We start from the raw sequence: 24199 nt of genomic DNA on the forward strand, positions 1-24199 counted from the left end.
GCGACCGTCCCCCGAGTGCGCGGGACGGTTCTCAGAGTCGGGGCGGTCCGGTGGTTCCGCGGACGATCAGCGTGGGCGACACCGACGACGCCACCGACCTAGTGCGCCCCTCGATGCGCTCGACGAGCAGGCGCGCGGCGGTCGCCCCGATCACCCGTCCGTCCTGGTCGACGCTGGTGAGCGAGATGCGCTTGAGCGAGGCGATGCCGATGTTGTCGTACCCGGCGACGGAGAGGTCCTCCGGCACCGACAGGCCGGCCTCGTCGGCGGCGCGCAGGACGCCGAGCGCCGCGATGTCGGCCCCGGCGAAGATCGCGGTGGGCCGGTCGTCGCGGGCGAGCAGTTCCCGCGCGCCCTCGAAGCCGCCCTCCTCGGTGAAGGAGGTGGCCAGCACGTCGTCGGCGAGCCCGTGGGCGCGCATCGCCTGGCGGTAGCCTTCGGCGCGCACCATGTGCGGCAGTCCCTGGGCGCGGGCCCGCTCCAGATGGGTGATGTGCGCGATGCGGGTGTGCCCGAGCCCGACCAGGTGGTCGACCACGAGCCGGGCCCCCATCACGTCGTCGTCGACGACCGCGTCGTGGTCCGCGGCGCCGCCGTGCCGGCCCACCACGACGACCGGGACGGCCGTCGCGATGGCGGCGAGTTCGGCGTCCGTCATGACCGGCGAGATCAGGATGAGCCCGTCCATGCTCCGGTCGATCATGGCGTCGGTCATCCTGGCCTGCGTCTTGGGCTCGATGCCGCCGGGCCCGAGCAGCACCTGGTACTCGGTGTCACCCAGCCGGCCGGTGATGCCCTCGATGATGTCGGGGAAGAACGGGTTGCGGGTGTCGGAGAGCATGACGCCGAGGGTGTAGGTGCGTCCGCGCAGGGCGCGGGCCGCGGCGTGCGGGCGGTAGCCCAGCTCGTCGATGGCCTGCCGCACCTTGGCCTGCATCTCCGCGCTCACGCCGTACGCCCCGCGTACCACCTTCGACACGGCGGCCGTGGAGACCCCGGCCCGCCTGGCCACATCGGCGATCGTCACCCGTCCGCTCGTCACACGCCGTCCTTCTGGATTCTCGTAGAACGAACTACACACTTTGCTGGAAGCAGAGGCTAGCCCCCTACCACTCCTCAGGTCCACCCCTTGACGGAGGTTTCGATCTTGCCGTAGAACGTTCTACACATTCTCCCCCACATGAACAGGAGCACGAGCGTGAGAGCACCAACTCGTCCGCTCGGCGCGGCGATAGGCGCCGTCCTCGCCCTGTCCCTCTCCGGCTGCGGGTCCGCCGCCCCGGAGGGGACCGGTCAGGTGAAGCTGACCCTCTGGCACAACAGCGCGGACCCGGCGCCGCTGCTGGAGATGTACAAGAAGTTCGAGAAGCAGTCCGGCCACAAGATCGAGCTCGTGTCCATCCCGTCCGACGGCTTCGAGGACACCACCCAGACCAAATGGGCCACCGGCGAGCGCCCGGACGTCCTGGAGTACCACGCGACGGTGAGCGGCCTGCTCGCCCTCAACCCGGCCGAGAACCTGCGCGACCTGACCGGCGAGGCGTACATCGCCAGGTCCGGCGACCTCTACCAGGCCGCCGGGGCCGTGGGCGGCAAGGTCTACGCCGCCATCACCGGCTTCCCCCAGGTCTTCGGCCTCTACTACAACAAGAAGGTCTTCACCAAGGCCGGGCTGACCCCGCCGGCGAACTTCACCGAGCTGGCCGCCGCCTGCCCCAAGCTCAAGGCCGCCGGCGTCACGCCGGTCTTCGAGTCGGGCGGCTCGATCTGGCCCGTGCAGATCCTGCCCATCCTCTACCTGGCCGGCGCCAACCAGGCCAACGCCTACGGCAAGGCCATCGCCGGCCACAGCAGCACGCTGGCCGACCCCGGCTCGCCCTTCGTCGCCGGGCTGGCCGCCTACGCCAAGCTGAAGGCCGACGGCTGCTTCAACAAGGACATCGTCACCGCCAAGTTCGAGGACTCGATGAAGGCCCTGGTGACCGGGGAGGCCGCCATGGTCGCCCAGCACTCCGACATGCTCCCGGCGCTGCTCGCGGCCGCCGGCGGCGACCAGAAGACCGTGGACGAGTCCGTCGGCTTCGTCGGCCTGTCCAGCGACAAGCCGGTGGTGACCTACGCGCCCGGTCCGATCGGCACGTTCTACCTGCCCAAGACCGGTGACACGGCGCGCGAGAAGGCCGCGCTCGACTTCGTGCGCTTCATGACCGGCCCGGCCTACGCCGAGTACATCGCCGCGTCCAAGACCTTCCCGGTGCTCAAGGACGTGCCCGATCCGCAGGGCGTCTCCTCCGTGCTGCAGGACGTCAAGAAGGCGTACGACACCGGCGCCGTCATCGCCTTCAACTCCGACATCCCCGGCATGGGTGGGCTGGCCCAGCTCATGTCCGAGCTGATCGCCGGGCAGAAGGACCCGCAGAAGGCGGCGACCCAGCTCCAGGGCCAGGTCGAGCAGGCGGCCAAGGCGGCAGGGCTGCCCGGATGGTGATGCGGAACAGGGCGGCCTGGCTGCCGTGGGCGCTGCCCGCGATCGTGCTGGTCACGGTCTTCTTCGTCGCCCCGTTCCTGCTCAACGTGCGCTTCGCGTTCTCCTCCTGGACGAGCTTCCGGGCCGAGATCACCTGGAACGGGCTGGAGAACGTCCGCACGCTGATCGACCAGGACCTGCTGGCCAACGCGGTCACCGTGACCGTGCTGTACGCGATCCTGTGCATGGCGATCCAGAACACGGTCAGCCTCTCGCTGGCCCTGGCCCTCCAGCGGACCAGCGGGATCAACACCGTCTTCCGCTCGGCGTTCTTCCTGCCGACGCTCATCTCGCCGCTGGCCGCCGGGTACATCTGGCGCGGGCTGCTGGCCCCCGACGGGGCGATCAACTCCTTCCTCGGCATCGAGTGGGCGTGGCTGGGCGAACCGGCCACCGCGCTGGTGGTGGTCGCGTTCATCGACGCGTGGAAGTGGAGCGGGCTGATCACCCTCGTCTACATCGCGGGCCTCAACTCCATCCCCAAGTCGCTGCTGGAGTCGGCGACCGTGGACGGCGCCGGCCCGTGGACCCGGCTGCGCCGGGTGGTGTTCCCGATGCTCGCCCCGGCGCTGACCTTCAACGTGGCGGTCACGCTGGTGGGCGCGCTCAGCGCGTACGACGTGATCGCCGCCACCACCGGCGGCGGCCCCGGCGACCACACGCGCGCCCTGAACGTGGTGATGCGCCAGCAATGGGGACAGGGCTTCTTCGGCTCGGCCAGCGCGCTGGGCTTCACCGTGACGCTGCTGGTGATCGCGACCGCCGTGCCCCTGGTGTGGTGGCTGCGGCGCAGGGAGGTGACGGGATGAGAGCGGCGCTCAAGTACGCGGCGCTGACGCTCTTCGCGGTCCCGTGGGTGCTCGTGCCCGTCTGGCTCGTGGTCGTCAACTCCTTCAAGCCCGCGGGCGAGGCCGCCGAGCTGGGCCTCGGCCTGCCCAGGACGTGGGCGATCGCCGAGAACTACGGCATCGTGCTCGACCGGGGCGGCTACCTGACGGGGCTGCTCAACAGCCTCAAGGTGACCGTGCCGATCGTGATCGCGGTGGTGCTGCTCGGCGCGGCGGCGGCGTGGGCGTTCGGGCGCAGCCGGTCGCGGTGGCTGCAGGCGGCCTACTTCGTGATGGGGCTGTCGATCCTGCTGCCGCCGTCCATCATCCCGACCGTCTACCTGCTGCGCGCCCTGTCGCTGGACGGCGGCTCGCTCGGCTACGTGCTGACGATGACCGGCTGCCGCCTGGGCGTCGTGATCTTCCTGGCCACCGGGTTCGTCCGGGCGTTCCCGCCCGACCTGGAGCAGGCCGCCGCCATCGACGGCGCCTCGCGTCCGCAGGTGTTCGTGCGCATCCTGCTGCCGCTGCTGCGGCCGGTGCTGTTCGTCGGCGGCGTGATCCTGATCATCAACGTCTGGAACGACTTCTTCTTCGCCCTCTTCCTGCTCCAGGGCAGCGCGAACGCCACGCTGCCGCTGAGCCTGTTCCAGTTCGCCTCCGGCACCCTGCAGAGCCTGAACTGGAACCTCGTCTTCGCCCACGTCCTGCTCACCACACTGCCCCTGGTGGCGGTGTACGCCGTCGCGCAGAAGCGCGTCCTGGCCGGCCTCACGGAAGGTGCACTGAAGGGATGACCACGCACGACATCGCGCTCGACTGGGTCAGGCGCGAGATCAAGGAGGGGCGGCTGCCGTGCGCGGTGTTCGGCGCCGCGACCTCCGACGGGATCCAGGTGCTGGAGGCGTTCGGCACCCACGACGGCCGCGGGACCAGGACCGACGACCACTTCGCGCTGTTCTCGGTGACCAAGCCGCTGATGGGCCTGCTGGCCCTGCGCCAGGTCGAACGCGGGCTGTTGTCGCTGCGCCGCCCGCTGCGGGACGTGCTGCCGAACTTCCCCCGGCCCGACGTGACGCTCTGGCACCTGCTGACCCACACCGGCGGCATCGCCGAGCAGACGCTGACGCCCGACGACCTGGTGGAGCACCTCGTCACCGCGCCGTCGTTGTTCGAGGCGGGCACCCTCAGCCACTACTCCAACCTGGCCTTCGCCGGGATCGCGGAGATGGTCCGCGACGTCACCGGCCGCGACGTGGCCGAGCTGGTCGACTCCGACCTGAACACGCTGGTGCCGGGCGGCGGGCGGATCACGTTCGACCCGGCGTGCGAGGCGGCCGAGGTGCACGGCCTCGAACTGCTCGGGCCCGGCTTCGACTTCGACGCGTTCGTCCGCCTCCGCCACCCGGCGGGCGCGCTGTTCTCCCGCGCGGAGGACCTGCTGGCGCTGGGCGGGGCGCTGCTGCGCGGGGACCGCGCGCTGGTCCACCCGACCACCCTGGCCGCCATGACGACCCCGCAGACGACGGGCCTGGTCAAGCTGCAGCCCGACCCGGTCAACGCCGGGCAGGACTGGGGGCTCACCTGGAACCTGCGCCACTCGGCCCCCGGGCTGCTGGAACGCCGGCTGTACGGCCACGGCGGCGCGTCGGGCTGCCAGTGGTGGATGTACCCGGAGCAGGACGCGTGCTTCGTGCTGCTGATCAACGTGATGGCGCCGAGCCTGTCCGGCGTCGACGTCGACGGCCTGCACAACGCCTTCACCACCGGGCTCGATGCGTGAACCGGGACTCGGGGGTGCTCGACGTGCAGGTCTCGGGCGCGCAGACGCCCTACATCCGGCCGGTCCCGGCCGGTGCGCGGGCGGGCCTGACGTGCGGTCTGGCGGATCCGGTGGGCGTGGACGAGCCGTCGCCCCGCCTGTCGTGGGACGCCCGGACGACCGCGGCGGCCACCGTGGTGGTGTCCGCGGACGGGCGCGAGGTGTGGCGGTCCTCCGTGCCCGCCGGTTCGCACGGCGTGGACGTGCCGGACGAGCTGCTGGCCCCGCTGACCCCGTACACGTGGGAGGTGGCGGGGCAGGCGGCGGGCGCGTTCACCACGGGCCTGCGGGCGCGCGGCGCATGGGACGCGCCCTGGCTGCCGGGCGATCCAAGGGCGGCGGTGAGCCTGCGCGGGTCGTTCACCTGGCGTCCCGCTCCGGGACGCGCCTGGCTGGCCGCCACCGCGCTCGGCGTCTACCGGGCGCTGCTCAACGGCGCGCGGCTGGGCGAGGAGGAGCTGGCCCCCGGCTGGACCGACTACGGCCACCGGACGCGCTACCGGCTGCTGGAGCTCACGGAACTGCTGGTGCCCGGCGAGAACGAGCTGGAGTTGTGGCTGGCTCCCGGCTGGTACGCCGGTCACGTCGCCGGCGGCGGCCCGCGCCGCTACGGTGACCGGCCCGCGGCCAGCGCCCAGGTGCTCGTGCGGGACGACGACGGCCCGCGCCGGGTGTTCGCCACGGACGCGTCCTGGACCCGGCGGGACCTCGGCCGCCCGCGCGCCGACCTGGTGATGGGCGAGACCGTCCAGGCTCCTTCCGAGGGGACCGGACCGGCCGGGACGACCGCCGCGCCGGAGATCCTGGTGGAGGCCGACCCCGCTCCCCCGGTCCGGGTGATCGGCACGGTCCCCGCCGTGTCGGTGACCGAGCCCGCGCCGGGCGTCCAGGTGGCCGACTTCGGGCGGAACGTCGTCGGGCGCGTCCGGCTGCGCGTGGACGCGCCGGGGCCCGTGCGGATCGTCGTACGGCACGGGGAGGAGCTGACCGCGACCGGGCGGCTCTACACCGACAACCTGCGCACCGCGGACCAGCGTGACGAGTTCGTCCTCGGCCCCGGATCACACGTCGTGGAGCCCGCGTTCACCCTGCACGGGTTCCGCTACGCGGAGGTCACCGGCCGGCCGGGCGCGCTGACGCCGGACGACCTGGAGGCGGTGCTGCTGTCCTCGGCGCTCGCCGTCACCGGCTCGCTGACCGTGAGCGATCCCGCCGTACGGCAGCTCGTCGCCAACATCGGCGCGTCGGCGGACGGCAACCTGGTGAGCGTGCCGACCGACTGCCCGCAGCGCGACGAGCGGACCGGCTGGACGGCCGACATCTCGGTGTTCGGCTCGACGCTCAGCTTCCTGCGGCACACGCAGGCGTTCCTGTCCGGCTGGGTGACGACGCTGATCGACGGGCAGCGGGCCGACGGCGCGGTCCCGCACGTCGCGCCGGTGCTGCCCGAGTACGGCTACGACTCCCCCGTCTGGTCCGACGCGCTGGTCGAGGTGCCGTGGCTGCTGTGGCGGCGCTACGGTGACGACCGCACGTTGCGCCGCGCCTACGACCCGATGCGGCGGTGGGCCGGCTACTGCCTGGCGCAGTCCGACGACGGCCTCAGACCGGGCCGGGCGCTGGGCGACTGGCTGGCCCCCGGCACGGTGGAGACGCCCAGGAGCCTCATCGCCACCGCCGCCCTGGCCCGCAGCCTCCGCCTGATCGCGCACACGGCCGCCGTGCTCGGCGAGCCGCACGCTCCCGAGTACGACGAGGCCGCCGCCCGCGTGTCGGACGCCTTCCGGCGGGCCTTCCTCGACGGCCCGAGGCTGCGCACCGAGACGCAGACCGGCTACGCCGTCGCCCTGGCCTGGGATCTCGTCCGGCCGGAGGACCGCGCCGCGTCGGCACGGGCGCTGGCCGACCTGGTCCGCGCCGACGGGCACCGGCTCATGACGGGCTTCGTCGGCACCCCCCTGCTGCTGCCCGTGTTGTCGGAGACCGGCCACCACGACCTGGCGTGCCGGATCTTCAACCAGGAGGGCTACCCGTCGTGGCGCTACCAGCTCCGCGCCGGGGCGACGACCATGTGGGAACGCTGGGACGCCTGGCACCACCGGCACGGCCTGCAGACGCCGGCCATGAACTCCTTCAACCACTACGCCTACGGCTGCGTGGGCGACTGGCTGTTCCGGCACGTCGCCGGTCTGGGCGACGACCCGCGCGGGACGGGTGGCGGGTTCGGCGAGCTGCTGCTGCGTCCGGGTCCCGTCCCGCTGCTGCGCCAGGCGCACGCCCGTTACGCGAGCGCGTCGGGGGCCGTCGAGTCGGGCTGGCGGGCCGGGCCCGACGGGGTGCAGTTCACCTTCGCCGTCCCGGAGGGCGTGACCGCCCGCGCGGTGCTGCCGGTACGCGGCGCCTGGGACGGGATGACCGTCAACGGCACCTTCCTCATGGGCCTGAACGAGCAGCTGCCGACCACCAGGCTGGCCGACGGGGGCTGCGCCCTCGACCTGCCGCCGGGCCGCTGGTCGTTCACCGCCCCCGCCGCCGCCACGTCCCACCTGCTCCAGGAGTGGGACGACCTGGGCCGGTGAACGTCAGCCGGCGAGGTCGCCGAGCCGGCGCAGGGCCCCTGGCCGGGCCCGCGCCGAAGAAGACGCCGTCGTTCAGCCACTCGGTCTGGACGAACTCGAACTGCCGCCCGCGATGCCCTGCTGGAAGCGCAGCGGACCCGGCGCAGGTAGTGCAGTTTCAGGGGGGCCAGCAGGCCGGCGTCGTCCCGCAGCGCCTCGGCGAGCGTGTCGCCGTAGCCCCGCATGGCGTCGGCCCGGCCGGGCTTGACCCCGGCGATGATGGTGAAGCCGTGACACGCGGGGCCGCGCGGGAAGACGGGCCCGTACTTGCCCTGCTCCAGGTGGCCGGTCTCCTTCGGGATGACGACCGCCTGCGGCGTGATCTCCATGACCGTCCTCTCCGGCGCGTCGCGGTATCCCGGCCGCCCGTGTCAGCGCGAGGAGTCGGGGACGCGCTCGGCGCGGCGGGCGGTGAGGCGGTCGGGGGCCGGCCAGCGCACGGCGTGGGCCCAGCCCGCCCGCTCGAACCAGCGGATCAGCCGCGCGCTGGGGTCGAGCTGGCCCTTGAGCACGCCGTGCCGGGCGCAGGTGGGGTCGACGTGGTGCCAGTTGTGCCAGCCTTCGCCGAGCGTCAGCATCGCCACCCACCACACGTTGGACGAACGGTCCCTGGTGCGGAACGGGCGGTCGCCGAAGGTGTGCGCGATCGAGTTCACCGACCACGTGACGTGGTGCACGACGGCGTAGCGGACCAGGCCGCCCCACAGGAGCCCGCTCCACGCGCCCGCCCACGACATCGACCAGAGCCCGCCGGCGGCGGCCGGCAGCACGAGCGACAGCAGCACGACCGCCGGGTAGGCGGCGTCGAAACGGCGCACGTCCGGGTCGGCCAGCAGGTCGGGCACCCAGTGCCGGCGGCTGGAGCGCTGACGGGCCGTGTAGAACCAGCCGATGTGGGCGTGCAGCATGCCGCGCAGCAGGGCCGGGCCGCCGTCGCCGTAGCGCCACGGCGAGTGCGGGTCGCCCTCGCGGTCGGCGTACTTGTGGTGGCGGCGGTGCTCGGCGGCCCACAGGGTGAGGGGGCCCTCGACGGCCATGCCGCCGGCCAGCATGAGCGCGATCCGCAGCGCCCGGCTGGCCCTGAAGGCGCGGTGGGTGAACAGGCGGTGGTAGCCGATGGCGATGCCGAAGATGCTCACCAGGTACATCACGACCGCGATGGCCAGGTCGCGCGGGCCGATGCCCCACCCCCAGGCCGCCGGCACCGCGAGGGCCAGCAGCACCACGGGCAGGACGACCAGGACGACCAGATAGGCGGTGCGGCGGCCGGTGGTGACCGTCACCGTCTCCGCCGTGCCCGGCTGCGGCAGGGGTGACGTCACGTTTCCTCCCATGAGCGGTACAGGTCGATCAGGCTCCTTATTCAATGACCAGGCCCATGGACTGCGGCAATGTCCTGACAGTGACGGAGTCATTACCGTGAGGCACCAAACAATGCACTCGATTGTCATGAAGAAAGGCTGCGACGCCTCCCTAGATTGTGATTGCGCAAAGTGATCATCCCTGTGCGCTCCGATATCAGGCGGAAGGTCCACGGAATGGGTGCTGTCGATCAGGCGACCACGGGCGGCTATCTGGAGAGGTACCACCAGGCGCTGGCAAAAGACCCGATAGCGGCGTTCGGCCTGGTCCGGGAGTGGATGCGGACCGACTGGCGGAGTCTGTTCGCCGAGCTGCGCGAGCGGCGTCCGGTCTTCGTCACCCCCGCCTTCACGGTCGTGACGCGCTTCGCCGACGTGACCGAGGTGCTCGCCCACGAGCAGGTCTTCTCCGTCCGCGCCTTCGGTCCCCGCCTCGACGCCGCGCTGGGCGGCCCGTTCATGCTGGGCCGGGACGCCACGCCGATGAACTGGCGGGAGAAGGGCCTGATGCAGCTCATGCTCGCCCCGGAGGACGCGGCCGGCGTGCGCGAGCTGACCGGCCGCCTGGCCGACGAGCTGCTCGACGCCGCCGGGCCCGGCGGGCGCCTGGAGGCGGTCGAAGGGCTGTTCCGCCCTGTCGCCCTCGGCGTGTGCGCGCGGTACTTCGGCGTTCCCGGCCCCGACCCGCTGACCCTGGGCCGCTGGACGCGGGCGATCGTCGCCGACGGCTTCGCCAACTTCCTCGGCGACCCCGAGCTCCAGGCGGCGTCCGTCAAGGCGGGCGCCGAGCTGGTCGGGCACCTGCGTGCCCTGCTCGCCGAGCACCGGGCCACGCTGCGCGCCGGCCGGGACCTTCCCGACGACGTCTTCGCCCGTCTGGTCCGGACGTCCCCGCCCGCCGTGGCCGACGACCGCATCGTGATCAACATGGCCGGGCTGCCGCTGGGTTTCGTGGAGAGCGCGCCGGGGGCCATGGTCGAGGCGGTCGAGCAGCTCCTGCTGCGCCCGCGGGTGCTGGCGGAGGCGACGGCCGTCGCCGGGGACCCCGAGCGCTTCGACCCGTACGTCTGGGAGGCGCTGCGGTTCAGCCCGTTCTTCAAGCTGCTTCCCCGGCTGTGCGAGCGCGACCACGTGCTGGCCGCCGGCACACCGCGCAGCACGGTGATCCCGGCGGGCACGTTCGTGCTCGCGGCGCCGGCCTCCGCCATGTTCGACGCGGCCGTGGTGCCGGAGCCCGGCGAGTTCCGCCTCGACCGCCCCCGTCACCATCAGCTGTTCTTCGGCTCCGGTCATCACGCCTGCCTCGGCGTGCACGTGGCCGATGTGGTGATCGCCGAGACCGTACGCCGCCTGCTGCTGCGTCCGGGCGTACGGCTGCTGCCGCCGCCGGAGGGCCGGGTGGAGCGGTCACTCGGGGTCTTCCCCGACACCTTCGCCCTCGGGCTCGGCACCGGCGCGCGGGAAGGCTGACGATGGCGGCGAGCCGAGCACGCAGCATCGCCACGGACGGCCTGTCCAACCGGCTCAGGTTCCTGGCCCTGACGCACGGCCGGCCCCTCTGGGACCTGCTGCAGAGCAGCCGCCCGGTGCGGCGCCGGATCAATGCCTCGCTGATCGACCACGCGATCCGCGAGATGCCGCCGCGCCCCGAGCCGCTGAGCACCATGGCCGACTACACCTCGTGGGCCTCGCTGACCGACCGCACCTACAGCGGCAGGCACCTGCCTCCGGTCACCGTCGCCGAAGGGCGGCTGCCCACGCCGGAGAGCGCCGCCGGCCTGTTCGTCCGCGGCGAGTCCATGATCCCGTGCCCGCGTTCCACGGTGCTCTTCGCGTACTTCGCCCAGTGGTTCACCGACGGCTTCCTGCGCGGCGACGTCAACGTCCCGCGCGACCCGCGCAAGAACAGCTCCAACCACCACATCGACCTCAACCAGGTGTACGGCCTCGACGAGGCGGCGACGGCCGCGCTGCGCGCGTTCGACGGCGGGCTGCTCAAGAGCCAGTCGGTCGGCGGCGGCGAGTTCCCGCCCTACCTGTGCGCGAACGGCAAGATCAAGCCGGAGTTCGCCCCGCTGCGCGTCATCCGCTTCGACCAGCTCTCCGACGCCCGGCGCGACACGCTGTTCGCCACCGGCAGCGACCGGGGCAACGGCCAGATCGGCTTCACCATGCTCACGGTGCTGTTCCTGCGCGAGCACAACAGGGTGGCGCGGCTGCTGGCCCGGGAGAATCCGCGCTGGGACGACGAACGGCTGTTCCAGACCGCCCGCAACATCCTCGTCGTGCTGCTGATCAAACTGGTCGTCGAGGAGTACATCAACCACATCACCCCCTACCACTTCCGGTTCGCCCTCGACCCGTGGTTGTCCACGCGGCTCGACCGCGCGGCCTGGCACCGGCAGAACTGGGCCTCCGTGGAGTTCAACCTCGTCTACCGGTGGCACAGCCTGGTCCCGTCCCGCCTGTCGGTGGCCGGGCGGGAGCTGCCGATGGCCGAGACCTTCTTCGCCGGCTCGCTGATCCCCGGCCCCGGTCTCGGGCGGCTGTTCGAGGACGCCTCCCGCCAGCGCGCCGGCCGCATCGGCCTGTTCAACACCGACCCCGTGCTGCGCGAGATCGACGTGGCCAGCCTCGCCGACTCCCGGGTGCTCGGCCTGGCCCCGTACAACGGCTACCGCGAGCACTGCCGCTTCCCCCGGGTGCGCGCCTTCGAGCAGATCACCGGCGACCGGCGGGTCAGCGGCGCGCTGCGCGACCTCTACCGCGACGTGGACGACGTCGACCTGTACGTCGGGCTGTTCGCCGAGGAGCCCGGCTCCCCCGACGCGATCCTGCCGCCACTGCTGACCAAGATCATCGCCATCGACGCCTTCTCCCAGGCGCTCACCAACCCGCTGCTGGCGCCGCGGATCTTCAACGCCGCCACGTTCTCCCCCCAGGGCCTTCGCATCATCGCGGCCACGCGCACGCTGTCGGACGTGCTGCGCCGCAACACGCCCGAGGACCCGGCCCCCCGATTCGTCAGCATGTCCCGGCGGGCCCGGCCATGACCGGCGACGACGATCCGGCCGCCGGGCCCCTGCGCGCCCTGGCCCGGGAGCTGGTGGACATCGCGGTCAGCATCCACGGCGCCGCGTCGCACGCCACGGCCGCGCTGACCGACGACGCGCTGCTGCGCGCCGTGCCGCGCGCTCCCTCGGCGGCCCGGCCCGCCTACCGCGCGCTGCTGCGGGCCACCACGAACGGCCGGGGCCTGGGTTACTCGTTCACCGGGGGCCGGCTGGCGACCGCGGCCGCCAAGGCCGGCGCCATGCTGGGGGCCGAGAGCCTGGCCGTACGGGTGCTGGCCACGTCGTTGCGGTTGCGCGTGGCGGCGGTGGCGGTCGCCCATCCCGAGCTGACCGAGGATCCCATGCTCGCCCGGCTCATCGAGGCGGCCGCCGCCGACCGCGACGTGGAGGCCGTCCGGGCCCTGCGCGCCCTGCTCAAGGACCGTGGCGCGGTGCGCGCGCTCAGCCAGCTCGCGCCGGTCTTCGGCGAGGTCCTGGCGCTGCGCGCGCTGCTGGACGAGAACCCGCTCAACGACGCCGCCGCCTGGCTCATCGCGACGGGACGGGGTTTCGCCACCGCCGATCCGCTCTTCGGCGTGAGCAACAGGGCGATCGCCGCCCTCGACGTCGGGGAGGGCGCCGCGCGCCGGGTCGAGCTGACCGCGGCCGAGTCGGCCCGGCTGTGCGCACGCGGGTCGCTGCTCGGCTTCCTGGCCAACATCAGCACGATCGGCACCACCGGGCGGGCCCTCCTCCAGAGCGTCGAGGGGCCGGACGGCGTGCTCCGCCACGTCCTGCACGCGCCGGGCATGCGCGTCGGGCGTCCCGACGGCGAGTCGCCCCAGGACCTGCTCGGCGCGTTCAGCAGCGCCGTCCTGGCCGCCAGCCCCTACAGCCGCGCCCTGGCCCAGGCCGTCGCCGACTACGGGCCGCCGCAGGGCGCCGAACTGGCGCTCGTCGGGCACAGCGCGGGCGGGGCGGCGATCATGAACCTGGCCCAGGACCCCGCCTTCTGCGCCCGGCACACGGTCACGCACGCCGTCGCCGTCGGCTCGCCCGTCGACTTCAAACGCCCCGCCGACCCGCGCACCTGGGTGGCCAGCGTCACCAACCAGCACGACATCATCCCCACCCTCGACGGGCAGGGCGCCGGCACCTGCTTCGACCCGCACCCCGACTGGTACGTGGTGGACTACAGCGATTCCACGCACATGTTCCCGCAATGCCACAGCATCGAGCGCTACCTCGCCAACCTCACCGACGACCTGCCCGAGGCCCGCGACCTCATCGAGCGGCGGCTCGCCCCGTACCGGGGGCGGGTCGTGCGTTCCCAGGCGTACCTGCTGTTCGACCGTCCGCCCGCGCCGGAGCGGTTGCCCTTCCCGGCCGAGCCAGTCCATGCCGTGGACGGGTCCGAGGGGGCCGTCGAGCTGCCGATCCGGTGCCGCGACGGCGAGGCGCTCACGGCCTGCTTCGCCACCAGCCCGGCGGCGGTGGCCGGGCTGCTGGCGGGCACCGGGCTCGGTCCCGTCGTACGGGTGGCGGGGCGGGCGCTGGTCGTCGTGCACGCCGCCCGGAACCGGCACACCGGCGTGGGCGATTACGCGGAGCTGCAGGTGGGTGTCGTGGTGCCGGGTCCGTTCCGGTCGCCGGAGTCCGGCCCGCCGTGGTGGGGCTCCCGTCTTCCCGGCCTGCTGCGGGCCGCGGACGTGCGCCGCTGCGGCGGTTTCCTCGTCGGCTCGGCGGTCGACAGCGCGGTCGTCCAGGCCCTGGGCACGCGGCTGTGGGGCGGCGAGACGTACCTGACGGCTCTGGAGCTGCGGCTCGGCGCGCGGTCCGCGCACCTCGCCGCCGACCGGATCCTCACCCTGCGCGGGCGGCTCGGTCCCGGCCTGCCGCTGAACGATCCCGGCCTGGTCGGCTATGCCCGTGAGGCCGGCGCGGTGCTGCGCTCCCGCGTCCGCGCCCGCGGGCGGGCCCGGCTGCACGCGGCGCCGTCGCTGCGGCTGGCCGTCGAGCCGCGGTCGGCCCACCCGCTGGCCGAGCGGCTGCGCGAGCTGGGCCTCGACGGCGCCCGCCCGCTGCTGTGCCTGTCGGCCACCACCCGCCGGACGCTCCGGGACGCCGCCGTCCCGGTGCCGACGGGCTGACGGAGGAGCCATGCCCGCCCGGATCGCCGCGATCGCCGCGCACGCCGAAGTCCTGCGCGCGGACGCCCGCGCCCTCGCCGCCTGCGCCGAGCGTCTGCGTGCCGTCGAGGCAGGTCTGAAGGCGGGCGACGGGACGCCTGCCTGGTTGCGCGCGGCGGTGACCGCCCATCTGGCGGCGTGCGTGACCGCCGCCGCCGACCTGGAGGCGTCCGCCCGCCACCTGCTCCGCTATGCGGCCAAGGCGGGCGCCGAGCACATGCGGCCCGGTTGCGACGAGCCCGGCCGGTAGCGGCGCGGTGTCAGCCGTCCGCGCGCGGCTCCGGCTGCCGTCCCGGATCGGGCGGGGCCGCCGCCCGCTCCCGCGCGGCCCGGCCTTCGGCGGCCTTGGCCCGTCCTTCGGCCCGTACCAGGTGGACGACGCCGGCGATGAAGGCTCCGCCGACCACGACGGGGGGCGCGAGAGCGGCCACGATCTCGTACACAGGGACACCTCTTTCCGGGCTGGTTGCCCAGGATATGGAGAACGCCTGCGTCTTGGTGGCGCCGAGCTCCTTGACCAGGCCGTCGAACTCGGCGGCGAAGGCGGCCCGGTTCGTCCGGGCCAGACCGGCCACCTCCTCGCCGCGCCACCACACCCGGCGGCGTCGCACGCTGACCGCGAGGGTGACGCCGAGCGTGGCGGCGGCCGCGAAGACCAGCTGGGTGGGCCGGGCGTCCGGCACCTTGACGACGCAGCCCGAGGCGAGCGTGGACACCTGCTCCACCAGGCACGGCACCGGCCCGTCGAAGGCGACCTGCCCCGTGCCGTCGGTGACGCGGAAGACGGGGGCGTAGCCGTTGCCGAGCAGGTAGGTCTGGGTGCCGTTCACCTCGACGGGCTCGTTCACCTTGAGCGTCACCCTGCGGTCCGGCCGGCCGGGGACGTCGGAGACGGTCATCGCCCCCTCGAAGTCGACCGGCTGCCCGCGTCTGCCGCCCTGGGCGATGTAGGTCGCCTGGAACTGCCGCAGGGTCAGCGTGAACGGCTCCAGCGACTCGGCGCTGACCCACGGCCCCGGCAGGAAGCGGTCGAAGGCCGAGACGGTGTTGGCGAAGCCGTTGCCCTCGACCAGCAGGACGGCGTGGGGCGGCCTAGATGACGAAGCAGACCAGCGGCGCGATCAGCACCGCCAGCGGCCCGCTCAGCTGCAGGACGGCCGCCGAGTAGGCCGCCGCCGACACCCAGCGCGGCCGGCCGCGCCCGTCGAGCAGGCGCTCCAGCCGTTCCACCACACCGGCGTCGGCCAGGGCGAACGCGGCCGCCCCCGGCTCGGCGCCACCGCCCGCCATGCGGACCAGGGCACGCGCCAGAGGCAGCTCTCCGTGCACGCGGCGGGCGTGGTCGTCGGCGATCATCTCCAGCAGCACGGCCACCGCCTCGCGTGCCGTGCGCGCGGCGGGCAGCCACGAGAACGCGTGCGACAACGCCACGAACGGCAGCAGGGCCAGGTGGTGACGGCCGCGCGCGTGCGCCCGCTCGTGCTCCAGGACGGCCCGCAGCTCGGCCGGCCTCAGCGCGTCGAGGGTGCCCTGGCTCAGCACGATCCGCCGGCGTCTGCCCGGCACGCAGTAGGCCACCTGCCCGGCCACCGGCAGCACGTAGGCGTCGTAGGCCGGATGGTGATCGGCCACCACGTCGACCAGCAGGCGCTGCCGCTGCCGCTCGCGAAGGGTCTTGGCCGTGGCCCGCGCCGTGTGCACGGCCAACCAGCTCAGCAGGCCCGCCGACCAGGCCAGGGCCAGCAGGTGCAGCGGGCCGAGGCCGTCGAGCCCGTGGCCGCCGGCGATCTGCCGCAGCAGCGTGTGCATGCCGTGCGGGAACACCGCCGCCAGCGGCGCGACCGCGGCCACCAGGCCGAGGCCGACCGCGCCCAGGCCCGCCCCCAGCCCGATGGCCTGCCACAGCGCCAGAGCCGCCCGCGGGCAACGATATGACCAGGCGGCGCCGGCCAGAGCGCGGGCGACGCGGCCGCCCAGCGTCACCGGCAGCAGCGCCACCCCGGCGGCGACGAACCAGGCGATCATCGCGCCGGCCCGTCCTGCTCCTCCAGCGCCTCGCGCAGCGCCGCGGCCACCTCGGGCGTCACCGTGCCGACGAACCGCTGCACGGCCGCCACCACGTCGCCGGCCTCCGCCAGCGCCGCGCGCATGGCCTCGGCGACGAAGGCGTCCTTGCCCGCGGTGGCCTTGTAGAGGTGGGCCCGGCCGACGCGCTCGCGGGCGACCATGCCCTTGTTCGCCAGGCGCATCAGCACGGTCAGCACCGTCGTGACGGCGGGCTGGGAGGGCAGGCCGGCCGCGAGGTCGTGCGCGAACATGCCCTGCGGATGCCGCCACAGGGCTTCCATGATCGATCGCTCGAGATTGCCGAGTTGCATCCGCGCCTCCTCCCGGGTTCTACCCGAGGTGGAAGGCTACCGCGGCCGCGGTCAGGAGTCCGTCCGGGCGCTCTCGGCACCCGTTCGCTGTGGCCACCGGCGCCGTGGGGGTCAGCCCAGAACGCGTGCGCCACGCTGTACTCCCTTCGTCGGGATGTGCGGGGAGTTCAGGGTCTTCCGCCGCTGCCCCCGTGCCCGGGGCCTACTCGTGCTCGGCGGGATGTGGGCCCGCCGATGAGTTTCGCGACCGCGGCGGGTCTGTCCCTGTGCATCGCAGGCCACGACCGATCAGTGAGGGACCATGAGCGCGAACGCACTACCGCCCGTCGTCGACGCCGAGACCTGGCGGCTCCGGCTCGACGAGCTGCGGGCCAGGGAGAAGGCCGCCACCCGTGAGCTCGACGCCATCGCCGCCCAGCGCCGTCGCCTGCCGATGGTGCGAATGCCCGACTACGTCCTGGAGGGCGAGGACGGGCCGGTCCGGCTGGCGGACGTCTTCGAGGGCAGGCGGCAGCTGATCGTCTACAACCACATGTGGTCCCCGGGCAAGGAGTGGCATTGCCCGGGATGCACGGGGTTCACCGCGCAGTTCACCCGCCTGGAGTTCCTGGACGACTACGACGCGCGGTTCGTCGTCGTCACCCAGGGCCCGATCGAGGAGGCCCTGGCCTACAGGCGGCGGGTCGGCAACCGGATGACCTGGTACTCGACGGCCGGCAGCCCGTTCGGGGCCGACGTCGGCGCGCCGCCCGGCGCGGGTTTCGCCGTGAACGTGTTGCTGCGCGACGGCGAGGCGGTGTACCGCACCTGGCACACCGACGGCCGGGGCACCGAGCAGCTCACGCACACCTTCGCGCTGGTCGACCTGCTGCCGTACGGGCGGCAGGAGGAGTGGCAGGACTCCCCCGACGGCTGGCCGCGCTCGCCGGCCTACAGCGGCTGGCCCTCCTCCCAGGACGTCGCCCGGCGCTACGGGCCGGACCAACAGGTTTAGCGATCTTCGTGCATGTCAGGGGGAAGGACATGACGGACGACTTACAGCCCATGCCCGATGACTGGACGAGAGCACTGGCCGTCGTGGCCCACCCCGACGACATGGAGTTCGGCAGCGCCGGCGCCGTGGCCGCCTGGACCGGGGCCGGCAAGGAGGTCGGCTACCTCCTGCTCACCCGCGGCGAGGCGGGCATCGACTCGATGCCGCCGGACCAGGCGCGGAAGGTTCGGGAGGAGGAGCAGCAGGCGAGCGCCGCCATCGTCGGCGTCTCGTCGGTGGAGTTCCTCGACCATCCCGACGGCGGGATCGAGCACTCCCCCCGGCTCCGGCACGACCTGGTGGCGGCGCTGCGCCGGCACCGGCCCGAGCTGGTGATCACCTTCAACCACCACGACTTCACCTTCACCGGGAAGTGGAACAGCCCCGACCACCGCGTCACCGGCCGGGCCGTGCTGGACGCGGTCCTCGACGCGGGCAACCGCTGGATCCTGCCCGACGCCGGGGCCGAGCCGTGGGGCGGCGTCAAGTACGTGGCGATCGCCGGTTCCGTCCGGCCGACGCACGCGGTGGACGTGACCGGGTACCTGGACGCGGCGCTGGCCTCGGTCGAGGCGCACGCGGCGTACCTGTCGGCGCTGGGGGTGCCGCCGGGCGGGGCCCGGGTGCCGCTGGAGGGGTTCGTGAACGCCGCGGGGCAGCGGTTCGGCGGCCGTCCGGCGGTGCCGTTCGAGCTGATCTCCTGCTGAACGCCGCCCGGCCCGGCCCGCCGCGCGCGGACCGGGCCGGGGGCGGCTCGTCGGCCGTCAGTTGACCTCGTCGACGTACTCGGCCAGGCGTTCCTCGTCCACGACCAGGTACGGGTCCGAGGTGGGCAGGACCAGGCCGGCGTCCTTGAATCGTTTGAGGAAGAAGCCGACGCGCGACCGCGTGGTGCCGACCATGCCGGAGAGTTCTTCCTGGGTGATGCGTTCCTCAATGGCCCGCACATTCGGGGCACGGCGCTTACCGATCTTTCTGGATAAGCGCAGCAGAACGGAGGCCAGGCGCTGTTCGCTGTCCATCGTGACCATTGTCGCGATCACTTCCTGCTGTTCCCGCAGGCGTAGTGCGAGATAGTCGATGAATCCGTCCATGAGTTCGTTCTCGGCCATGGCGACGCGGAAGCGGGCGGCCGGGATGCGGCGGACCCAGGTGGTCCGCATGGCGGTGGCCGTCTCGCTGCGCTCGGCCCCGAGCAGGGAGGACTCGCCGAAGATGTCGCCGGCGGTGAAGATAGAGAGCAGGCATTCCTTGCCGCAGCGGGCGTACATCTGGGTCTTGATCTGACCGCTCTCGATCACGTAGATGTTGCTGTCGCGCTGGCCGCAGTTGTAGATGTTGGCGCGTCTCGGCACCCGGATCGAGCAGGCGCCCGACGTTTCCTGCGAGATGAAGGAGCGGAGCCCGGCTCTCAGTTGCGCAGCGTCGGATGGCTTCATTTACTCCGCCCCTCGGAATTCATTTCATGTTGTCGTTGCCCCTACCCATCAATCGACTGATTAACAAGCCGCCCCATAATTCTCTGATATGTCCGGAGAATTGCCTGGAAGCGGATTTCGGCTGTTATCGGGCCGCTGCGGAGTCAATAAAGTCCCGGGCCATATCCATCAACTCCGGGTCACCTTTGAACAGCGATATGTGGTCGCCGTGCGCCCGCAGATGCAGGACGGCGTCCGGCAGCGCCGCCGCCACCGCCTTCGACCCCGCCGGGTGGGCGGTCTCGTCGTCGTGACTGGACACCACCAGGACGGGCCGGTCGATCCCGGCCAGCCAGGGGCTCACGTCCGTCGTCATGATCTCGCCGTTCAGTCGGCAGTAGCGATGCAGCAGCTCGGGCGTCGCGTACGGGTAGACCACCAGGTGCGCCAGGTCGGGCGGCACCGAGGAGAGCATGGTCTGGCAGAGCACGGGATGGATGGCGGTGGCCCGGTCGGGGCCGGTCGCGGCCATCTCCATGAGCGCCACCAGGTTCTGCTGGTGGTGGGTCCGGTCGGCGCCCTTCACGGCGGCGAAGTCGCCGTGCCACAGGCTGAGGGAATCGACGCGGCCCGGGTCGAGGTGCGCGGCGGCCAGGCCGATGACGGCTCCGCCGCACAGGCACATCAGATGCGCGCGCCGGACGCCGAAATGGTCCATGACCGCGAACAGGTCACCGGCCTGCGCCGGCACCCCCACGTCCGGCGGCTGCGCCGAGGGATCCTGCCCGAACAGCGCGCGGGTCTCCCAGGTGAGGACGTGATGGGTGCGGGACAGGAAGCGCATCCACTGCTCGCACAGGCGGGCCGGCATGCCACAGGCGGCCACGATCACGACGGCCGGGGCCTGCGGGTCGCCGGCCGCGTAGGCGGGCAGCGGCGGGCCTCCGTCCGCCGGCGCGACCTCCTCGCGCACGCACAACCCTTCGAAGCCGTCCCGCGCCGCGCCGTCCACGACCTCGTCGACGACGGCCGGCGGCAGGTCCCCGCCCATGCCGTCGCGGAGCGCGAGATGGTCGCTGACCAGGCGTTCGAAGGTGTCGAGCGAGGAGTGGTCGGTCAGTGCGAACTCCGGTGCGCCCAGCCGTCGGGTCACACGGCCCAGGAGGGAGGCGAGGCCGGGCGGGCCGGCCAGGCGCACCGGATGCCGCAGGACGTCCACCAGCGGCCGCGTGTCCTGCACGGCCCGGGTCAGACGTCTCAGTTCGGCGGCCACGAGATGATCACCGCATTCCGTGGATGGCGGGAGGGCGCGCGGGTCGCCGCGCGCCATGGGCTCGGAGAGGTCACGGCGGGCCTCATCGGGTGGTGAAGGGATGGCCGGTGGTGGTGGCCGTGGCGATCCGGTTGTTCGGGTTGGTGTTCTGGCCGGTGACCAGGACGGCGCCGTACCGGTCCAGGCTGACCCGGCCGCCGTACTCCTCGATCTCGTCGGTGTCCGGGTACACGTCCACCTTGGTCGGGACGTACCGGGCCGCGAACCCCAGGCGCATCTCGTCGGTCAGGCCCCGGTGCGGCAGCGAGGCGTGCATGAGCGTCGACCAGAACAGGATGGCCTCCCCCGGCCTCATCACCATGGAGACGGCCTGGGACTCGTCGGGCTTCCAGTCGGGGTCGATCTGCAGGTCGCGGTAGTCGTAGCCGAAGAAGCCGCGCCGGACGCCGTCCTTGTCCTCCTGGTTGATCTTGTTGGGGTCGTAGTGCATGCGCTTGGTCTCGTCGTAGAACATCGTCTCGTGGGTGCCGGGGATGAACTGCAGGCACCCGGTGTCCTCGTTCGCCTCGGTGAAGGCGGTCCAGACGGTGATCGTGCCGCCGAACTCCTCCGCCTGCGGCCAGACGATCTGCGGCTTGCCGGAGGCGTTGGCGAAGGTGTCGGCCTGGTGCCAGTCGGTGCCCTCGTCCCCGGGGTACTTGGGGAAGAACTCGGTGCGCCAGCAGAGCACGTCCGGGCCGAGCACGCTGACCACGCGGTCCACGATCTGCGGCCGGCTGATGTGGTCGGCCAGGAAGGCCGAGTCCAGGTGCCGGTCGTAGTTGGAGATGTTGGTGTTGCCCGAGGCGGCGGCGTCGTCGCGGTAGACGGCGTTGCTGCGGTCCATGAGACGCATGCGCTCGCGCCGCCAGTTCTGGCGCATCTCGTCGATCTCGTAGACCTTGAACGGGCCGAAGTAGCCCTGGGTGTGGAAGCTCTTCAGCTCCTCGGGGGTCATCGAGTGCTCGCCCCGGACGGTGGTCTCGTGCATGGTCTATCCCCTCACGGTCAGTCGTTCCTCGACGCAGGAGGCCAGGGTGGCGACCGACGCCTCCTCCTCCAGCTCGCGTCCCGTCAGCTCCAGCCCGAAGCGCTCGTTCACCTGGGCGATGATGCGGGTCATCGCCAGCGAGGTCGCGCCCAGGTCGAACAGGTCCACCTGGGGTGGCACCTCGTCGCGTTCGAGCACGTCCTCGGCGATGCGCTGCACGACCTTGGCGGCCGACGATGCCTGCGCGGACCTGGCCAGAGCGGCGCGGTCCGCCTTTCCCTGCGGCGTCATGGGGATCTCCGACACGATGTGGTAGGTGGACGGGCGGGCATGCGCCGGCAACCGGCTCGCGGCCCGCTCGGTGAGCTGGTCGATCAGGTCCGGCCCCGGATCGCCGTCCGGCACGACGAAGGCCAGCAGCCGGACGTCGCCCTCGCCGTAGTCGCGGTGGGCCACCACCGCGTGGGCGACCCGCGGATGGCCCAGGAGGCACAGCTCGATCTCCCTGGGCTCCAGGCGGAACCCGCGCACCTTGATCTGGTCGTCGGACCGCCCGAGGTAGGCGTACTCGCCGCCGGGCAGGCGGGTGACGACGTCGCCGGAGTCGTAGCGGCGCCCGCCGTCCGGCGCGACCGTGAACCGCTCGGCGGTCAGCTCGGGCCGGTCCAGGTAGCCGCGGGCGAGCCCGGGGCCCGAGACGTGCAGGTTCCCGGTGGCGGCCGGGCGTCCGTGCTCGTCGAGCACGTCGAGGCGCAGGTCCGGGATGGGCACGCCGATCGGGCTCAGCTCGGGGTGGTCGAGGTCGGCCGCGCGGACGCGGCGGTAGGTCACGTGCACGGTGGTCTCGGTGATGCCGTACATGTTGACGAGCTGCGGGCGGTCGTCGCCGTAGCGGTCGATCCACGGGGCCAGCAGGTCGACGTCCAGCCGCTCGCCGCCGAAGACGATCCGGCGCAGCCGGTACGGCGAGGGCCGCTCCTGCCGGGCGTCGGCCGCCACCAGGTGCCGGAACGCGGAGGGCGTCTGGTTCAGCACGGTGACGCCCTCCGCCAGCAGCAGCCGGCGCAGCGACTCGGGCGACCTGGCCACCTCGGCCGGGACGATCACCAGCCGGCCGCCGTACAGCAGCGCGCCCCAGAGCTCCCACACCGAGAAGTCGAAGCTGACGGAGTGGAAGAGCGTCCAGACGTCGTCGTCGCCGAAGCCGAACCACTGCTCGGTCCGCTCCAGCAGGCGCACGACGTTGCGGTGCTCGACCAGCACCCCCTTGGGCGCGCCGGTCGAGCCCGAGGTGTAGATGACGTAGGCCAGGTCCTCGTCGCGGGCCGTGGCCGCGGGGCGTCCCTCGGGCGGCTCTGCGTCGGCGAGCACGACCTCACCGGGCAGGACGCCGCCGAGCCGGCCGGCCACCCCGGACGTCGTGACGACCGTGCGGACCCCGCTGTCCTCCAGCAGGTACGCGATCCGCCCCGCTGGATAGCCGGGATCGATCGGCACGTACGCGCCGCCCGCCTTGAGTATCGCGAGCAGCCCGGCCACCAGGTCGATGCCGCGGTCCGCGCACAGCCCCACCAGCACGCCGGGGCCGGTCCCCACGGCCTGGAGAAGGCAGGCCAGCCGGTCGGCGCGGGCGTCCAGGTCTCCGTAGGTGATCTCCTCGGCGCCGCAGGTCACGGCGATCCGGTCGGGGGCCTTCGCGGCGCGCTCGGCGAAGATCTCGTGCAGGCAGCGGCCGGTCATGTCGCGTACATCCCCCAGTGGTGCGGGGTGAGCCCGGTGTCGGTCATGCTGCCGGGCACGAACATCCTGGCCCAGGTGCCGCCGCCGCGCTCGGGCGCGATGCGCTGCTGGAAGTACAGGTCCCGCACCTTCTCGTCCTTCACGTGCAGCGCCAGGACCTTGTAGTAGGTGCTCAGCGACTTCATGTGGATCAGCCAGTGGATGCGGTCGGCCGCGCCGAAGGCCTCCTCGTAGACGAAGACGGTGGCCTCGCCGGGCAGGTTCTCGTTGATGGACTCGGCGGCCTCGCGGGCGAACGTGCGCCCCTCGGACCGGAAGTCGTAGTCGAGCTGGGCGGTCCGGTGCAGCAGCAGGCCGCAGTTGCCCGAGTGGACGAGCTGCTCGTAGGGCTGCGGCACCTGCTCGCGGGCGCCGGGCAGCCCGGTGATCTCGCCCTGCTGCAGGTAGACCGTGGACTGCTTCTCGCGCTCGCCGTCGACCGCGGTCCCGTACATGCCCCAGAACTGCGGCAGCAGCACGGTCTCGGTCATGCTGCCGTCGACGAAGATCTCGTCCCAGCCGCTGTCGGCGGTGTTGTCCCGGTACTCGCCGTCGGAGGTGCCCATGTGCACCATCTGCTCGTAGGCGTGCAGCGAGCTGAGGTGGATCAGCCAGTGCAGCCGGTCCTTGGTCCCGAACGTCTCCTCGTACAGGAAGACGCTGGCGACTCCCACCTGCTTGGCGGTCACCATCTCGGCCATCATGCGGGCGAACTTGCGCCCCTTGGCGTGGGAGCCGTTCTTGACCTGGGCGGTCCGCTCGACGATCACGCCGGCCGTGGCCGAGTTGATCAGATCCGCCGCGGGCACCGAGGTCTGCTGCTCGGCCGGCGGGATGACGGGATTCGGGTTGGTCATCGTTCCACTCCGTCTGTCGGCTTGTTCGTCACGC

Annotated in this window: 21 protein-coding genes; 11 read left to right on the top strand and 10 right to left on the bottom strand. The window is 72.6% G+C overall.

Annotated features, from left to right (window positions below; genetic code table 11):
• Positions 1–31 precede the first annotated feature (31 nt).
• Complete coding sequence (locus ABZ444_RS11575; protein WP_357994873.1) at positions 32–1042, bottom strand: LacI family DNA-binding transcriptional regulator; 1011 nt, start codon at positions 1040–1042, stop codon at positions 32–34.
• A gap of 156 nt (positions 1043–1198) precedes the next feature.
• On the opposite strand from ABZ444_RS11575, the gene ABZ444_RS11580 reads away from it, so the two are divergent.
• The 5 genes from ABZ444_RS11580 to ABZ444_RS11600 are packed head-to-tail and all read left to right on the top strand — an operon-like array spanning position 1199 to position 7755.
• On the top strand, positions 1199–2488 hold the full coding sequence (locus ABZ444_RS11580) for an ABC transporter substrate-binding protein (RefSeq protein ID WP_357994874.1): 1290 nt from the start codon (positions 1199–1201) through the stop codon (positions 2486–2488).
• On the top strand, positions 2488–3336 hold the full coding sequence (locus ABZ444_RS11585) for a sugar ABC transporter permease (protein WP_357994875.1): 849 nt from the start codon (positions 2488–2490) through the stop codon (positions 3334–3336). The genes ABZ444_RS11580 and ABZ444_RS11585 overlap by 1 nt, the downstream gene beginning before the upstream one ends.
• Positions 3333–4151 carry a carbohydrate ABC transporter permease gene (locus tag ABZ444_RS11590; RefSeq protein WP_357978752.1) on the top strand — a complete coding sequence of 273 codons (819 nt, stop codon included), beginning with the start codon at positions 3333–3335 and terminating at the stop codon, positions 4149–4151. The genes ABZ444_RS11585 and ABZ444_RS11590 overlap by 4 nt, the downstream gene beginning before the upstream one ends.
• On the top strand, positions 4148–5137 hold the full coding sequence (locus ABZ444_RS11595; protein WP_357994876.1) for a serine hydrolase domain-containing protein: 990 nt from the start codon (positions 4148–4150) through the stop codon (positions 5135–5137). The genes ABZ444_RS11590 and ABZ444_RS11595 overlap by 4 nt, the downstream gene beginning before the upstream one ends.
• Positions 5134–7755, top strand: a complete 2622-nt coding sequence (locus ABZ444_RS11600; RefSeq protein ID WP_357994877.1) for a family 78 glycoside hydrolase catalytic domain — start codon at positions 5134–5136, stop codon at positions 7753–7755. Before ABZ444_RS11595 ends, ABZ444_RS11600 begins: the two co-directional genes overlap by 4 nt.
• Positions 7756–8165: 410 nt before the next feature.
• Here the strand turns inward: ABZ444_RS11600 and ABZ444_RS11605 are convergent, their stop codons facing one another.
• Entirely contained in the window at positions 8166–9116 is a 951-nt protein-coding gene (locus ABZ444_RS11605) for an acyl-CoA desaturase (protein ID WP_357994878.1), read from the bottom strand.
• Between the two features lie 216 nt (positions 9117–9332).
• Between ABZ444_RS11605 and ABZ444_RS11610 the strand changes: the two genes are divergently transcribed.
• From ABZ444_RS11610 to ABZ444_RS11625, 4 genes are read left to right on the top strand one after another with little or no spacing between them, the layout of a single operon-like run.
• On the top strand, positions 9333–10625 hold the full coding sequence (locus ABZ444_RS11610) for a cytochrome P450 (protein ID WP_357994879.1): 1293 nt from the start codon (positions 9333–9335) through the stop codon (positions 10623–10625).
• 2 nt (positions 10626–10627) lie between these two features.
• The gene (locus tag ABZ444_RS11615; protein WP_357994880.1) at positions 10628–12208 is read left to right on the top strand and encodes a peroxidase family protein; all 1581 of its coding nucleotides are present in this window, start codon (positions 10628–10630) and stop codon (positions 12206–12208) included.
• A complete protein-coding gene (locus tag ABZ444_RS11620) occupies positions 12205–14358 on the top strand; it encodes a hypothetical protein (RefSeq protein WP_357994881.1) in 2154 nt (717 codons plus the stop codon). Before ABZ444_RS11615 ends, ABZ444_RS11620 begins: the two co-directional genes overlap by 4 nt.
• Positions 14359–14368: 10 nt before the next feature.
• Entirely contained in the window at positions 14369–14647 is a 279-nt protein-coding gene (locus ABZ444_RS11625) for a hypothetical protein (RefSeq protein ID WP_357994882.1), read from the top strand.
• 10 nt (positions 14648–14657) lie between these two features.
• Here the strand turns inward: ABZ444_RS11625 and ABZ444_RS11630 are convergent, their stop codons facing one another.
• Genes ABZ444_RS11630 through ABZ444_RS11640 form a run of 3 tightly spaced genes read right to left on the bottom strand, consistent with a single transcriptional unit; the run spans position 14658 to position 16775 of the window.
• Positions 14658–15473, bottom strand: a complete 816-nt coding sequence (locus tag ABZ444_RS11630) for a cytochrome c biogenesis protein ResB (protein ID WP_357994956.1) — start codon at positions 15471–15473, stop codon at positions 14658–14660.
• A 16-nt stretch (positions 15474–15489) separates the two neighbouring features.
• A complete protein-coding gene (locus ABZ444_RS11635) occupies positions 15490–16422 on the bottom strand; it encodes a M56 family metallopeptidase (protein WP_357994883.1) in 933 nt (310 codons plus the stop codon).
• Positions 16419–16775: a BlaI/MecI/CopY family transcriptional regulator gene (locus ABZ444_RS11640; protein WP_357994884.1), complete on the bottom strand. Its 357-nt coding sequence runs from the start codon at positions 16773–16775 to the stop codon at positions 16419–16421. Before ABZ444_RS11640 ends, ABZ444_RS11635 begins: the two co-directional genes overlap by 4 nt.
• Before the next feature lie 301 nt (positions 16776–17076).
• On the opposite strand from ABZ444_RS11640, the gene ABZ444_RS11645 reads away from it, so the two are divergent.
• Positions 17077–17769, top strand: a complete 693-nt coding sequence (locus ABZ444_RS11645) for a DUF899 family protein (protein ID WP_357994885.1) — start codon at positions 17077–17079, stop codon at positions 17767–17769.
• 29 nt (positions 17770–17798) lie between these two features.
• Positions 17799–18515, top strand: a complete 717-nt coding sequence (locus ABZ444_RS11650; protein WP_357978782.1) for a PIG-L deacetylase family protein — start codon at positions 17799–17801, stop codon at positions 18513–18515.
• Positions 18516–18572: 57 nt separating this feature from the next.
• On the opposite strand, the gene ABZ444_RS11655 is transcribed toward ABZ444_RS11650, so the two are convergent.
• The 5 genes from ABZ444_RS11655 to ABZ444_RS11675 all read right to left on the bottom strand — a co-directional run bounded on the left by ABZ444_RS11655 (position 18573) and on the right by ABZ444_RS11675 (position 24165).
• Positions 18573–19247 carry a Crp/Fnr family transcriptional regulator gene (locus ABZ444_RS11655; RefSeq protein WP_357994886.1) on the bottom strand — a complete coding sequence of 225 codons (675 nt, stop codon included), beginning with the start codon at positions 19245–19247 and terminating at the stop codon, positions 18573–18575.
• A gap of 124 nt (positions 19248–19371) precedes the next feature.
• Complete coding sequence (locus tag ABZ444_RS11660; RefSeq protein ID WP_357994887.1) at positions 19372–20499, bottom strand: alpha/beta hydrolase; 1128 nt, start codon at positions 20497–20499, stop codon at positions 19372–19374.
• An 82-nt stretch (positions 20500–20581) separates the two neighbouring features.
• Complete coding sequence (locus ABZ444_RS11665; RefSeq protein ID WP_357994888.1) at positions 20582–21529, bottom strand: chlorinating enzyme; 948 nt, start codon at positions 21527–21529, stop codon at positions 20582–20584.
• Positions 21530–21532: 3 nt separating this feature from the next.
• Positions 21533–23269, bottom strand: a complete 1737-nt coding sequence (locus tag ABZ444_RS11670) for an amino acid adenylation domain-containing protein (protein ID WP_357994889.1) — start codon at positions 23267–23269, stop codon at positions 21533–21535.
• On the bottom strand, positions 23266–24165 hold the full coding sequence (locus tag ABZ444_RS11675; RefSeq protein ID WP_357994890.1) for a DUF6039 family protein: 900 nt from the start codon (positions 24163–24165) through the stop codon (positions 23266–23268). The genes ABZ444_RS11670 and ABZ444_RS11675 overlap by 4 nt, the downstream gene beginning before the upstream one ends.
• Between the last annotated feature and the right edge of the window lie 34 nt (positions 24166–24199).

Origin of the sequence: Nonomuraea sp. NPDC005730, from assembly GCF_040630865.1 — a bacterium.
Lineage (GTDB): Bacteria > Actinomycetota > Actinomycetes > Streptosporangiales > Streptosporangiaceae > Nonomuraea.